Origin of the sequence: Kitasatospora sp. NPDC057904, from assembly GCF_042887925.1 — a bacterium.
GTDB lineage: Bacteria > Actinomycetota > Actinomycetes > Streptomycetales > Streptomycetaceae > Kitasatospora.
In genome coordinates this window covers 150,952-163,730 of record NZ_JBHVOL010000008.1, presented here as the reverse complement: position 1 = coordinate 163,730, position 12,779 = coordinate 150,952, and the positions used below count along the sequence as shown (strand labels likewise).

Genomic DNA, 12,779 nt, shown 5'->3' with positions numbered 1-12,779 from the left:
CGCGGCTACCACAGGAAGGTGGCGATCCGCTCCCGCAGCGAGGCCGCGTCCAGGCCGTAGGCCGCCAGGTGCTCGGGGATCGAGCCGTAGTGCCGGTGCTCCTCGCGCGGCACGCCGAGACCCAGCACCCGGTGCGGGCGGTCGGCCAGCGCCGCGTGCGCCTCGTTCGCCGACGTCCCGGCCAGGTACGGCTCGACCAGCACGACGTCCGGCCGGTCGCCCAGGGCCGCGCGCAGCCCGGCCGCGTCGAACGGGCGGACGGTGGCGGCGTACAGCACGGTCACGTCCAGGCCCTCGGTCGCCGCCAGCACCGCGTCCAGCATCGGGCCGACGGCGACGACCACCCCGCCCGAGCCCTCGCGCACGGCGGTGAACCGGCCCGGCTCGACGGCCACCGGCGCCTCGTTCTGGTGCGCGGACAGGCGGACGTACACGTTGCGGTCGCCGTCCGCGACGGCGTGGCGCAGCAGCGTCTCGGCCTCGTCCGGGTGGCCCGGCACGTGGACGGTCCAGTCCGGCAGGGTGTCCAGCAGCGCGACGTCACCGGGCGACATGTGGGTGCGGCCGCCGGCCGGCCAGTCGTACGAGCCGGCCGCGCTCACCAGGACCGCGCCGACGCCCTGGTGGACCAGGTCCAGCTTGACCTGCTCGAAGGGCCGCTCGACGAGGAAGCTGGCGAAGGTGTGGGCGATCGGGCGCATCCCGGTCAGCGCCAGGCCGCCGGCCGCGCCGATCAGCAGCTGTTCGCGGATGCCGACGTTGATCACGCGGTCGGGGTGGCGCCCGGCCGCCGGGGCGAAGGAGGCCGCGCTGATGTCGGCGAGGACGAGGGCGACGCGCGGGTCCTGGTCGAGGAGGTCGGTCGTGACGTCGAAGAAGCGCTCGCGCATGGTTTCCATCGGTGAAGTCCCCTTGTGTATCGGCGGGTTGTGCGTGACGGCGGTGGTGCTCGGCCGGGAGTGCCCGGCGGTGCTCGGTAGTGCCTGGGAGTGCTCGGCAGTGCTCAGGAGTCCTTGGGCTCGACGCGGGCCACCACGACCCGCGGGCGGCCCGGGTGCGCGGCGGTGTAGGCCGCGTGCAGCGCCTCGTGGTCGCGGCCGTCGACGGTCTGCGCCGACCAGCCCTCGGCCGCGAACCGGGCCGCGATGCCGCCCTGCCAGCCGTGCGTGGCCGAGGAGTTGTCGATGACCACGGCGTGCAGCCGGTCCAGCCCGTAGGCGCCGGCGAAGGCCACCGCCTCGTGGTTGGAGCCCTCGTCGAACTCCGCGTCCCCGAGCAGCACCCACACCGCCGGATCGGCCAGGCCCTGGGCGCGCAGCCCGAGCGCCGTGCCGACGGCCAGCGGCAGGCCGTGGCCGAGCGATCCGGAGGCGATCTCGACGCCCGGGACCAGCATCCGGTCGGGGTGGTGGCCGAGCGGGGAGTCGTAGGCGCCGAAGCTCGGCAGCACCTCGGGGTCGATGAACCCCTTGGCGGCGAGCACGGCGTAGTACGCCATCGGACCGTGGCCCTTGGAGAGCAGGAAGCGGTCGCGGTCCTGGTGCTCGGCCGTCCCCGGGGTCACCCGCAGGATCCGGTCGTAGAGCACCCAGAGCGCGTCCAGCGTGGAGGTGGCGGCGGGGCCGTGCTTCTCGTCGCCGGTCATCAGCGCCATGAGGGCCGGGAGGTCCTCGAAGCGGGCGCCGGCCCGGGTCCCGCTCGCCGTCTGCGTCGTGTGCGTCGTCTGCGTCATCTGCTTCGTCATGACGATGATGGTGCAACTTAAAGCCAGCTTGAAGTCAAGCGATCACCGACGGTGTCCGCGGCCCGGCCGGAAAACCGGTTGCCGCAAGGCCGTTCGCACGCCTAGCGTCCTGCCGTGCTGCCTGTGGTGGAGACGGAAGAGCAGTGGGACGCGGTCGTGCCCGACGAATCGGTGATGCGGCCGGGCGCCGCTGCGCTCTGTGACCGGCTCGGCGTCGGCGGCCTCCCGCTCGACGACCTCGCGGAGGAGTGGTTCGGCACCGACTGACCGGGCCTCCGAACCCGCCCGCGGCCCACCCGAAGCCCCCTGGAGCCCCTTGCAGTCCGCCTGAAGTCCGCTTGAAGTCCATGGATAGAGTGGGCCGCATGACCGCAGCGCCCGGCCACGGCCCCACCCGCCACGACCTCCTCACCATCGGCCAGCTCGCCGAACGCAGCGGCCTCGCCACCTCCGCCCTGCGCTACTACGAGAGCCTCGGCCTCATCCACGCCACCCGCACCGCCGGCGGCCAGCGCCGGTACAACCGCGCCACGCTGCGCCGCGTCGCCTTCGTCCGCGCCGCGCAGCGCGTCGGCCTCTCCCTCGACGAGGCCCGCGTCGCCCTCGACCGCCTCCCCGAGCACCGCGTCCCCACCGGCACCGAGTGGGACGCGGTCGCCACGTCCTGGCAGAGCCGGATCGACGAGCAGATCGCCGAACTGGAGCGCCTCAAGGCCAAGCTCACCGGCTGCATCGGGTGCGGCTGCCTCTCGCTCTCCCGCTGCGCGCTCTACAACGCGGCCGACCGCGCCGCCGCCTCCGGCCCCGGCGCCCGCTACCTCCTCACCCGCGACCCCGGCACCGGCCCGGAGCCGGCCGTAGCGCCGTAGGGCCCCAGGGCCTCAGGGCCCCAGGACCTCATGGCCTCAGGGCCTTGGGTCCGTCCGCAGGATGCTGTAGCGCACAACATCGCGCCAGGCGCCGTCGCGGAAGGCCAGGGCCCGTTGGACGCCCTCCCGGGTGAAGCCGCACTTCTCCAGGGCGCGCTGCTCGGCGAGGTTGGTGTCCTCGGTGTCCGCCTCCAGCCGCATCACCGGGGTGTGCGCGAACAGGTAGGCCACGAGCTGCCGTTGGGCCTCCGTGCCGATGCCCCGGCCGCGCGCCTCCGGGCGCAGCTGCACGCCGATGTTCCAGTACGCCGACGCCGCCCGCGGGCTCGCCTGCCGCCAGGAGACGAAGCCCGCGAACGCGCCGCCGCTCTCCACCGCGAGCACCGAGCGGTGGTCCGCGAGGAGCCCGTCCTCGGCGAACTGCCGGCGGATCGGCCCGAAGTCCCGCCAGCCGTACCACTGGAACTCGCCGAGCGCGTCGGGGTCGTTCATCATCGTGTGGAGGACCGGAAGGTCCGCCTCGGCGATCGGGCGCAGGGTCACCGGTTCTTCGTTCATGTCCGCCCGAACGCGCGAGTTTCCCTGACCGTTCCTCATATCGTCTCGCCGCAGGCCAAGATGGTCGGGGACGCACGGGATCCGGCGACGAAGGGGAACGGCCATGGCGGGGACGACGGTCAGCACGGTGGTGGAGGCTCCGGCCGGCAAGGTGTGGGAGCTGATCGGGGACTTCCACGCCCTCGGCGCGTGGCACCCGGACCTGCCCCCGAGCCGGCGCGGCAACGACCTGGGCGGCACGGCCGTCGGCGCCGTCCGCCTCTTCGAGCTCGGCGACACGGAGCTGAGCGAGACGCTGCTCGGCTACGACGACGGGGCCCGGAGCTACACGTACGGCTTCGCCGACGGCACCTTCGAGCTGAGCGCCTACCGGGCGACCCTGCGGGTGGTGCCGGTCACCGAGTCCGACGCGGCGTTCGTCGAGTGGAGCGCGACGTACGACGTCGAGCGCGAGCACCGCGAGGCGTCGACGGCCCTGGTGCACGGCGTGTTCACGGCCGGCCTGCGCGCCCTGCGCGAGCGCTTCGCGGGCTGACGGCAGGCCGCGGCGGGCCCGTCGAGACCGTCGCGAAAGCGTTATCCGGGGCCGTTCCCAGGCACCTCCCAGCCCCGCCCGGGAACGGCCCTTCCCGCCCCCTGGCGCCCGCGCCGCCACCTGCACACCCCGGAGCCGGTGCGGCCGGAGGCCCCCCTTCGCAGCCCACCGCCAGGAGCCGCTACACCCCTTCCCACCAGGGGAGTTGGCCCTGGGAAAGACTCTCGCGGCCGCCTAGGCTCGACCCCATGAACCGCACGATCCGCACGACCGAAGACGTCCTCGCCCTCCTCGACCGCCTCTTCCCCCCGGCCGCCGACCGCTGGACCTCCGACGCCTCCGCCTGGTGGGACGGCTTCTACGCCGACCGGAGCGCCGGGCGCCCGTTCTTCGTGCCGAAGCCGGACGAGCACCTCGTCTCCTACCTCGACCGCGGCCTCGTCGCCCCCGGCGGCCGGGCGCTCGACCTCGGCTGCGGTCCGGGGCGCAACGCCCTGCACCTGGCCGCGCTCGGCTTCGACGTCGACGCCGTCGACCTCTCGCCCGCCGCCGTCGCGTGGGCCGAGGAGCGGGCGGCGGCCTCCGGGCTCGGCCCGCGCTTCCACTGCGGGAACATCTTCGACGTCGAGCTCCCGCACGCCCGGTACGACCTCGTCCTCGACTCCGGCTGCCTCCACCACCTGCCGCCGCACCGCAGGGTCGGCTACCTCGCCCTGCTCGACCGGGTCCTCGCGCCCGGCGGCCACTTCGTGCTCAGCACCTTCGCCGCCGGGGCGATGGGCTCGGAGCGGCCCGACGAGGACCTGTACCGCGTCGGCGGCCTGGAGGGCGGCCTCGCCTACGCGCCCGCGGAACTGCGCGCCCTCTTCGCGGACTTCGAGCCGGTCGAGATCCGTCCGATGGCCGAGCAGTCCCCGGACTCGCCGCTCTTCGGCGTGCCGTTCCTGCTCACCGCGCTGTTCCGGCGGCCCTGAGGCCCGACGCCCCGCACCGACGGGCTCCCAGGAGCCTCCCAGCGGACCATCAGACGATCACCAGCCTTTAAGCGCCCTCTCATGTCCCCGTCCTAGCCTCCGCCGCATGAACGTCTCGCTGCTCGGCGGCTGGTTCCCGTGGACCGTACAGGCCGTCGCCGTCGCCCTGTTCGTCACCGCCGTCGGCTGGCGGGACCGGACCTGGCGCGTCAAGTGGGGTCCGATCGCCCTCGGGGCGGCGGCGGGCCTGACCGCGCTCGCGGCGGTCGGGGTGCTGACCCTGTCCGGCATCACCGACCCGATCCCGTTCGGCGTCTGGCTGTGGAGCGGCGTGGCGGTGGGGGCGTTCAGCGTGCTCGGGTTCGGCTGGCGCGGCGCCCGCTGGTGGCGGCGGGCGCTGGCGCCGCTCGCCGCCGTCCTCGCGCTGTTCGCGGCGGCCAACAGCCTCAACGTGGCCACCGGCTACTACCCGACCATCGGCGACGCGGTCGGCGAGCTGAGCGGCGACCCGCTGCCGGACCAGATCACGCTCGCCCAGCTCGGCTCGATGCACGGGAAGACGAAGACCGGCCGCATCGTCCAGGTCGACACCCCGGACACCGCCAGCGGCTTCGCGCACCGCCAGGAGCTGGTCTACCTGCCGCCCGCGTGGTTCCGCAGCCAGAGCCGGCCCAAGCTGCCGGTCCTGGAGATGATCGGCGGCGAGTTCTCGGCGCCGGACAACTGGATCCGCTCCGGCGACGCGGTGAAGACGGCGGACGCGTTCGCCGCCAAGCACAACGGCTTCGCGCCGATCCTCGTCTTCGTCGACGCGACCGGCGGCTTCCGGGTGGACACCGAGTGCGTGGACGGCCCGCACGGCAACTCCGAGAGCCACCTGGTCAAGGACGTCCCGCCGTTCGTCCAGAAGACCTTCAACGCCGCCACCGACCCGCACAAGTGGGGCGTGGCCGGCTGGTCGATGGGCGGCACCTGCGCCTTCGACCTCACCGTCGAACACCCCACGGTCTTCACCCACTTCGGCGACTTCTCGGGCGACAAGGGCCCGTACATCGGCGACAAGGACCACACCGTCCAGGAGCTCTACGGCGGTGACGCCGCCGCGTGGTCCGCGCACGACCCGGTGACCGTCCTCGCCCACCACCCCAAGTACCAGGGCGTGTCCGGCTACTTCGGCCAGGGCGACGAGGAGCACGGCCAGATCGAGTCGGCCAAGGTGCTGAACGACGCGGCGAAGAAGGACGGCATCCGCACGACGACGGCCGTCGGCTCCGGCAAGCACACCTGGCAGACCGGCGCCGCGACCTTCGTCCAGGCCCTGCCCTGGCTCGCCGCCCAGCTCGGCGTCCCGGGCACCCGGGCGTAGGGGCAGCTGGTCCCCACACGAACCTCGCCGGGGAAACCCTTGACGTCCCCGACCCCGCCCCGCCTCCCCGCAACGGCCGTTCACCAGGCGGCAGAAGGGCCGACCGGCCGTGCGGGGCCGCCGGAGGGCGGCTCCCACCTCCGGCCCGCCATCGCTTCTTCCGCGGGCGCGCACACCTTCGCCACCGGGCGGCTGCAACTGTCCGGCACCCCGGGCTACCAGCCGGTTTTCCACTTTGCAAGGGATGGCCGGATAGCACTAAGTTTCGACCGCTGTCGATGCCGCGCAGGGCTGAGTACCCCTCAAGCCCAGGTCGGAAACGGTGTCGTGCCCCCGGACGTACGGGGGAAGGACCAGCCGTGCCGCGTGCCCACCAGGCGCCGGGAGCCACCGGGCACCCGACCCCGATCCGGCACACCGGACACGTGAGGAGCCGTCGGTTGCGCACCACCCGCCCGGCCGGCGTCACCGGTGCGGCCCCGCCCTGCGAGGCCCTCCCGGGCTGCTGAGCAGCCCGCACAGACCGCCCCGGTCGCGATACCGGGGCACGACGGGTCGGCCCGTCCGGCACAGGGGACCGGACGGGCCGGCCCGTCACCACGCGCCGCCGGCCGTCAGAGGCCGAGGCGGCTCAGCGCGGTCGTCCAGTCGGAGGCGATCGCTCTGCGCGCGGCGTCGAGCGTGACCTGCCCGCCGCACACCGCCTTCTTCAGCCGGTTCTCGACGGTGTCCTTGCTCTGCGCGGGCTCGTTGCCGTACCGCGGCTCGGGCCACAGGTTCCGCGGGTCGCGCGGGGCGCCGCCGAGCTCCAGGGGGACGAAGTGGTCCTCCTCGTAGTCGGCCGGGTTGGTGTCCGAGTAGCCGTACTGCGCGATCTGCTGCACCTTCAGGGCGTTGGTGTAGCTCGCCGGCGGGCGCACGGTGGCGGTCCAGCCGGAGACGCAGATCGTCTTCTGGATGGTCGCCTGGGTGACGGCCGGGTTGTAGGCGCCCGGCGTGCAGGACGGGTCGGGCAGCGGCAGGTACGCGCGCGAACAACCGGCCGCACGGGCACCGGACTTGTGGGCGGACGGGTGCGAAGCGGCCTGCGCGGTCCCGGTTCCGGCGGCGATCCCGGCGGCGGCGAGGGCGGTGGCCGCGGCGACCACGGTCAGGCGCTGACGAAGCATCATGGAGGCTCTCTCCTGGGCCGGCCCGGCCGAATGCCGGGCGACTGTGCCCCATGACAGCAGCGCCACCACGAACACCGTCAGCCCCGGGACGTGAACTACTTGGTAAGAGTTTGCCGGTGCGTCAACTCCCGGGCCAGCAGGGCCGCCGGGCCCTCCGGGAGGCTGCCGTGCACGAGTTCGGTGCGGTGCACCAGGCGCGGCAGCGTGACCGGCACCCCGACGACGCCGGGGGCGGCGGCCAGGGCGGACGGCGGCAGCAGGGCCAGGCCGTGGCCGGTGGCCACGAGCGCGAGCAGGGCGTGCACGTCCGTGCCGCGGTAGCGGGTGGCGGGGCGGAAGCCGTCGGTGCCGGTGGCCGCGCGCAGCCGGGCGGGCGGCGGGGTGAGGTCGGGGGCGTCGAGCCAGCGGGCGGCGGACAGGTCGGCGAGGGCGACCCCGGGCCGGCCGGCCAGCGGGTGCCCGACGGGGAGCGCCACGACGACCGGCTGCTCGGCGACGGCGACGGTGCCGAGCGGGCCGACGTCGGGCAGCGGCAGCGGGTCGCTGGGCGCGGCGAGCCCGTCGACGAGGGCGAGGTCGACGTCCCCGGTGGCGACCAGCGCGGGCAGCACGTCCTGGGCGAGCACCCGGACGTCCACCTCCGCGCGCGGATACATCCGGCGCACCTCGCCGAGTGCGCGCCCGACCGCGGTGCCGAGCGCCAGGGGGGTGGCGCCGAGCACCAGCCGGGCACTCGCGGCACCGACCAGGCGCGCGACGTCGGCGCGCGCCGCCTCCAGCCGCACGAGCAGCGGCTCGGCGTGCTCCAGCAGCCGCACGCCCGCCTCGGTCGGGCCGACCGGGCGGCGGACGAGCAGCGGCGCCCCGAGGTCCGCCTCCAGCGCGGCGATCTGCTGCGAGACGGCGGACTGCGTGTACCCGAGCTCGCGCGCCGCCTCGGAGAACGAGCCGAGGCGGACGACGGTGACGAAGGTGCGCAGCTGCTGCGGATCCACAGTCTCATCAGCCGATCTGATCGATGGGTAAGAAATCATCGTTGGCGGTGATCTCGGGTGCCGGGCCAGGATAGCCGCATGACCTACCAGACCCCGCGCATCGCCCTGGTCGGCGACCGCTCCCCCGCCGTCCGCTCGCACGCCCGCATCCCCGGCCTGCTCGACGCCCTCGCCACCCGCGACCAGCTCGACCTGGACGCCTACTGGATCCCCACCGAGGACGCCGGGGCACCCGGCGCACTCGACGGCTTCGACGCGATCTGGCTGCTCCCCGGCAGCCCCTACCGCAGCGAGGACGGCGCCCTGGCCGCCGTCCGGACCGCCCGCGAGCTCGGCATCCCGTTCCTCGGCACCTGCGCCGGCTTCCAGCACGCGGTGCTGGAGTTCGCCCGCGACGTCTGCGGCATCGGCGACGCCGTCCACGCCGAGCAGGACCCGGACCGGGACGAGCAGGTCATCGAGCCGCTCGCGTGCTCGCTGGTCGGCCACGAGGGCGCGGTGAACGTCACGCCCGGCACGCTCGCCGAGCGCGTCCTCGGCACCACTCGCACGCTGGAGCGCTACCACTGCGCGTACGGGCTCAACTCCGCCTACCTGGACCGGCTGCGCGAGCACGGGCTGCGGTTCAGCGGCGCGGACGAGGCGGGCTCGGTGCGCATCCTGGAGCTGACGGACCACCCGTTCTTCCTGGCCTCGCTGTTCCAGCCGGAGCTGTCCGGCGACGGCACCCGCCCGCACGCGATGATCCGCGCCCTGGCCGCCGCCGCGGTCGAGCGGGCCGCCTCCGTCGAGCGCGCCGCCTCCGCCTGACGGCCCCGCCCGGCCCGCCCGCCCTGGTGCCGGCCCGTCACATCGGCAGCGACCGCAGCCGCACCGCCCCCTCCGGCCAGGCGGCGCCGGCCCGCAGCGGCGCCCACATCGTGCGCAGCGGCATCACGGCGAGCAGCCCGCCGGGCTGCTCGACCGTCACCTCGCCGGGCACCTTCCGGAAGCCCAGCCGCTCGTAGAGGCCGACGAGCGGCGGACGGCAGAACAGCAGGGCGTAGGCGGGGCCGAGCGTGCGGGCGTGGTCGAGGGCGGCCCCGACCACGGCGCGTGCGAGGCCGCCGCCGCGCCGGTCGGCGGCGACGGCGACGCCCCCGACGCCGACGGCCGGCACCTCCGCGCTCCCGATCGTGAGGGGCAGCGGCAGCAGGCCGGTGTGCGCGACGAGCCGGCCCCCGGCGGACCGGACGCCGAAGTGGATCTCCTTGGGCAGGAACGTCAGCCCGGTGTGCGCCACGCCGTAGGGGTCGTCGCCGGGCCCGAGGATCTCGTCCTGGTCGGCACGGGTGTACTGCGGCAGCCGCACGACCTCGACCGGCGCGGCGGGGCTCCCGGGGGGAAGATGATCGGTCATCCCGCCATGGTCGCTTCCGGGGCTCACGGAATCCAGGGCCCGCCCGGGATCCAGGGCCGACCGTGATCCAAGGCCGGCCGGAACCCCGGTGTGGAAGCATGCCCCCATGCGCCAGCCCACCGACCAGCAGCCCGGGCACCGCCCGGTCCCCGGCCTGCGGGCCGCCCACCGCTCCACCATGCTGGTGAGCCTGCCGGTCCGGCTGCCCGCCCCGGTCGTCGCGCTCGCCCCGACCGTCCTCGCCCTGCTGATCCTGGTCCCGCTCGCCGCGGGCGACCCGGACGTCGGGCCGACGTCCTCCCGCGGGGTCAACGCCACCCTGATGGCGATCGGCGCGCTCGCCCTGGCCTTCCGCTGGCGGGCCCCGGCGACGGTCACCGCGCTCACCCTGCTGAGCGGCCAGCTCCCCCTCGCCGTCGCGCTCTACGGGTTCGCCGCGCGGCGCGGCCGGACCCGGGCGCTCGTCGTGATCGCCGTCCTCGCCGAGATCCGCCTGCTCATCCCGTTCGACCTCGGCGACCTCAGCACGCTGAACAACATCGCCAACATCATCGAGGACCCCCTCGTGTACGGCGCCGTGCCGCTCGCCCTCGGCCTCACCGCCCACCAGCGCGCCCGCGCCGTCGACCTGCTCGAAGACCGCAACCGCCTGCTGGAGGCCGCCCGGCAGCACGCCGAGGAACGCGCCGCCGCCGCCGAACGGGCCAGGCTCGCCCGGGAGATGCACGACGTCGTGTCCAACCGGGTCTCGCTGATCACCCTGCACGCCGGCGCCTGCCAGGTCGCCGCGCCGAACGACCCGGCCGTCGTCAAGGAGACCCTCGGGCTGATCCGTACCCTCGGCCTGCAGGCCCTCACCGAACTACGAGGACTGCTGGGCGTGCTGACGCCCGCCTCCGACGAGGGCCCGTCCCTGGGCGGACTGCCCGCACTCGTCGGGGAGTCCCGCCGGGCCGGCCTGTCCGTACGACTGAGCATCGACGGCCCGGCCGACGGCGGGCCCGAGCCGAGCCCCGCCGTCCAGTACGCCGCCTACCGGATTGTCCAGGAGGCGCTCACCAACGTGCACAAGCACGCCCCCTCGGCCACCGTCGCCGTCACGGTCGAGATCCGCGCGGACGGGCTGCGCCTGTCCGTCGTCAACTCCCCCGGCGACGGCGGCGAGGACCCGCACCTGCCCTCCGGCGGACACGGCCTGGAGGGCATGCGCACCCGCGCGGACGACCTCGGCGGCACCCTGGAGGCGGGCCCCACCCCGGAGGGCGGCTTCGCCGTCCGGGCCCGCCTGCCGCTCACCGCCGACGTGCCGGCCGACGCGGCCTGATCAGGAGCGGGGCCGCAGCCGCGCCCACACCTCGGCGACGCGGGCCGGCAGCTCCTCCAGCGGACCGCTGTTGTCGATCACGACGTCCGCGATCGCGAGCCGCTCCTCGCGGGTGGCCTGCGCGGCCATCCGGGCCCGGGCCTCGTCCTCGGTCATGCCGCGCAGCTCCACCAGCCGCGCGACCCGCACGTCGTCCGCCGCGTCGACCACGACGATCAGGTCGTACAGCGGGCCGAGCCCGTTCTCGGCGAGCAGCGGCACGTCGTGCACGACGACGGCGTCCGGCGCGGCGGCGGCCTCCAGCTCGGCCGAGCGGGCCCGCACCAGCGGGTGGACGATCGCGTTCAGCGCCTGGAGCCGGTCCGGGGCGGCGAACACGATCGCACCGAGGGCCGGACGGTCCAGCGAACCGTCCGGCCGCAGCACGGCGGGCCCGAACTCGGCCACCACGGCGGCGAGTCCGGCCGTCCCGGGCGCGACCACCTCGCGGGCGAGCACGTCGGAGTCCACGATCACCGCGCCGTGGGCGGCGAGCAGCCGGGACACCTCGCTCTTGCCGGCGCCGATGCCACCCGTCAGTCCGATCTTCAGCATGGCGCCAGGCTACCGGCGCCACCCTCCCGGCGGTCAGCCGAGGTCGAGGCTCTCGCCCTCGCCCAGCGCCCGCAGCCGGGCACCGCCCGGCCCGTCCTCGCCGACCAGGCGGGAGTGCACGGCGAGCCCGATCGGGCTGAGCACCGCGTCGTGCACGGGCACCGCCACGCGCGGGGCGGCCTCGCGGACGTAGTCGACCAGTTCGCCCGCCTTGCTCCAGGGCGCGCCGATCGGCAGCAGCAGCGTCTCGACGGCGTGCGGCGGCACGGTGAGCGCGTCGCCGGGGTGGAAGAGGCGGCCGCCGAACAGGAAGCCGATGTTCTTCACGAGCGGGACGTCCCGGTGGATCTCCGCGTGCCACTCGCCGTGCACCGACACCTCCAGCCCGCCGAGCTCGAACGCGTCGCCCTCGCCGACGGCGCTCACGCGCTGCGCCACGCCGTCGAGCTGGGCGGCCACCGCGTCGTTGGTCCACACCCGCAGGGCCGGGTGGGCCTCCAGCGCGGCGCGCAGCCGGGACTCCTCGAAGTGGTCCATGTGCTCGTGGGTGATCAGGACGGCATCGGCCCCGGCGAGGGCGGCGGGGTCGGTGAACATCCCGGGGTCGATGACGACGGTGGTGCCGTCGTGCTCCAGGCGTACGCAGGCGTGTCCGAACTTGGTGATTCGCATGGGAAAAACAATACAGCGAAACTGCGCAGCATACCTACACAGTTTTGCTGCACAGATTCCCGGTAGGCTTCTGCCATGAACAGTCCGGCCCCCGAGACCCTCGAACTCGCCGCCGACCTGCGCGCCGCCCTCGGCGGCCTGGTCCGCTCCCTGCGCGACAACGACGAGCTGCCCCAGAACCAGGCCGCCGTCCTCGGCCTCCTCGTCCGCGACGAACGCGCCTACACCGTCGCCGAGCTCGCCGAGCGCCAGCGCGTGCGCCACCAGTCGATGGCCCGCACCGTCGCCCTGCTCACCGAGGCCGGCCTGGTCACCCAGGGCCCGCACCCCACCGACGGCCGCAAGCTGCTCGTCACCGCCACCGGGGCCGGCCACGACGCCCTCCTCGAACAGCGCGCCCGCCGCGAGGCGCAGATCGCCGCCGCCATCGAGACCCGCCTCACCCCCGAGGAGCGGCAGACCCTGCGCGCGAGCGTCGCCCTGCTGAGCCGACTGCGCTGAGCCCGTCACCGAGTCGCCGACCCTGGGCCCGTCACCAGGCCTCCGGTCCTCATCCGGTCACCGGGCCGGCTGTGCC

Annotated in this window: 16 protein-coding genes; 8 read left to right on the top strand and 8 right to left on the bottom strand. The window is 74.8% G+C overall.

What is annotated here, in order from left to right; translation table 11 throughout:
- Positions 1-5: 5 nt before the first annotated feature.
- Together ACFVSN_RS21685 and ACFVSN_RS21680 are read right to left on the bottom strand one after the other, a co-directional pair.
- A complete protein-coding gene (locus ACFVSN_RS21685) occupies positions 6-899 on the bottom strand; it encodes a transketolase family protein (RefSeq protein ID WP_380440989.1) in 894 nt (297 codons plus the stop codon).
- A gap of 104 nt (positions 900-1,003) precedes the next feature.
- Positions 1,004-1,732, bottom strand: coding sequence for a transketolase (locus ACFVSN_RS21680; protein WP_387956465.1), 729 nt, complete (start codon positions 1,730-1,732; stop codon positions 1,004-1,006).
- Between the two features lie 126 nt (positions 1,733-1,858).
- On the opposite strand from ACFVSN_RS21680, the gene ACFVSN_RS21675 reads away from it, so the two are divergent.
- Together ACFVSN_RS21675 and soxR are read left to right on the top strand one after the other, a co-directional pair.
- A complete protein-coding gene (locus ACFVSN_RS21675; RefSeq protein WP_380501147.1) occupies positions 1,859-2,011 on the top strand; it encodes a hypothetical protein in 153 nt (50 codons plus the stop codon).
- Positions 2,012-2,109: 98 nt separating this feature from the next.
- Entirely contained in the window at positions 2,110-2,613 is a 504-nt protein-coding gene (soxR, locus tag ACFVSN_RS21670) for a redox-sensitive transcriptional activator SoxR (RefSeq protein ID WP_380492742.1), read from the top strand.
- 36 nt (positions 2,614-2,649) lie between these two features.
- Here soxR and ACFVSN_RS21665 read toward each other — a convergent pair whose 3' ends face one another.
- Positions 2,650-3,156: a GNAT family N-acetyltransferase gene (locus ACFVSN_RS21665; protein ID WP_387956413.1), complete on the bottom strand. Its 507-nt coding sequence runs from the start codon at positions 3,154-3,156 to the stop codon at positions 2,650-2,652.
- A gap of 118 nt (positions 3,157-3,274) precedes the next feature.
- Here ACFVSN_RS21665 and ACFVSN_RS21660 point away from each other — a divergent pair, with 118 nt between their 5' ends.
- From ACFVSN_RS21660 to ACFVSN_RS21650, 3 genes are all read left to right on the top strand, one after another.
- The gene (locus ACFVSN_RS21660) at positions 3,275-3,706 is read left to right on the top strand and encodes an SRPBCC family protein (RefSeq protein ID WP_380440996.1); all 432 of its coding nucleotides are present in this window, start codon (positions 3,275-3,277) and stop codon (positions 3,704-3,706) included.
- A gap of 248 nt (positions 3,707-3,954) precedes the next feature.
- Positions 3,955-4,680: a class I SAM-dependent methyltransferase gene (locus tag ACFVSN_RS21655; RefSeq protein WP_380501143.1), complete on the top strand. Its 726-nt coding sequence runs from the start codon at positions 3,955-3,957 to the stop codon at positions 4,678-4,680.
- Between the two features lie 106 nt (positions 4,681-4,786).
- The gene (locus tag ACFVSN_RS21650) at positions 4,787-6,046 is read left to right on the top strand and encodes an alpha/beta hydrolase (RefSeq protein WP_387956412.1); all 1,260 of its coding nucleotides are present in this window, start codon (positions 4,787-4,789) and stop codon (positions 6,044-6,046) included.
- A 614-nt stretch (positions 6,047-6,660) separates the two neighbouring features.
- Here ACFVSN_RS21650 and ACFVSN_RS21645 read toward each other — a convergent pair.
- Both ACFVSN_RS21645 and ACFVSN_RS21640 read right to left on the bottom strand, forming a co-directional pair.
- Complete coding sequence (locus ACFVSN_RS21645) at positions 6,661-7,218, bottom strand: hypothetical protein (protein ID WP_380441002.1); 558 nt, start codon at positions 7,216-7,218, stop codon at positions 6,661-6,663.
- A gap of 95 nt (positions 7,219-7,313) precedes the next feature.
- The gene (locus ACFVSN_RS21640; protein ID WP_387956411.1) at positions 7,314-8,213 is read right to left on the bottom strand and encodes a LysR family transcriptional regulator; all 900 of its coding nucleotides are present in this window, start codon (positions 8,211-8,213) and stop codon (positions 7,314-7,316) included.
- A gap of 78 nt (positions 8,214-8,291) precedes the next feature.
- Between ACFVSN_RS21640 and ACFVSN_RS21635 the strand changes: the two genes are divergently transcribed.
- Positions 8,292-9,023 carry a hypothetical protein gene (locus ACFVSN_RS21635; RefSeq protein WP_380492754.1) on the top strand — a complete coding sequence of 244 codons (732 nt, stop codon included), beginning with the start codon at positions 8,292-8,294 and terminating at the stop codon, positions 9,021-9,023.
- Between the two features lie 37 nt (positions 9,024-9,060).
- On the opposite strand, the gene ACFVSN_RS21630 is transcribed toward ACFVSN_RS21635, so the two are convergent.
- On the bottom strand, positions 9,061-9,612 hold the full coding sequence (locus tag ACFVSN_RS21630) for a GNAT family N-acetyltransferase (protein ID WP_387956410.1): 552 nt from the start codon (positions 9,610-9,612) through the stop codon (positions 9,061-9,063).
- Between the two features lie 106 nt (positions 9,613-9,718).
- Between ACFVSN_RS21630 and ACFVSN_RS21625 the strand changes: the two genes are divergently transcribed.
- Entirely contained in the window at positions 9,719-10,936 is a 1,218-nt protein-coding gene (locus tag ACFVSN_RS21625) for a sensor histidine kinase (protein ID WP_387956409.1), read from the top strand.
- Here ACFVSN_RS21625 and coaE read toward each other — a convergent pair whose 3' ends face one another.
- Together coaE and ACFVSN_RS21615 are read right to left on the bottom strand one after the other, a co-directional pair.
- Positions 10,937-11,530, bottom strand: a complete 594-nt coding sequence (gene coaE / locus ACFVSN_RS21620) for a dephospho-CoA kinase (RefSeq protein ID WP_387956408.1) — start codon at positions 11,528-11,530, stop codon at positions 10,937-10,939.
- Positions 11,531-11,563: 33 nt separating this feature from the next.
- The gene (locus ACFVSN_RS21615; protein ID WP_380501131.1) at positions 11,564-12,202 is read right to left on the bottom strand and encodes an MBL fold metallo-hydrolase; all 639 of its coding nucleotides are present in this window, start codon (positions 12,200-12,202) and stop codon (positions 11,564-11,566) included.
- Positions 12,203-12,277: 75 nt separating this feature from the next.
- Here ACFVSN_RS21615 and ACFVSN_RS21610 point away from each other — a divergent pair, with 75 nt between their 5' ends.
- Entirely contained in the window at positions 12,278-12,703 is a 426-nt protein-coding gene (locus ACFVSN_RS21610) for a MarR family winged helix-turn-helix transcriptional regulator (RefSeq protein WP_380441019.1), read from the top strand.
- The last annotated feature ends 76 nt before the right edge of the window (positions 12,704-12,779 follow it).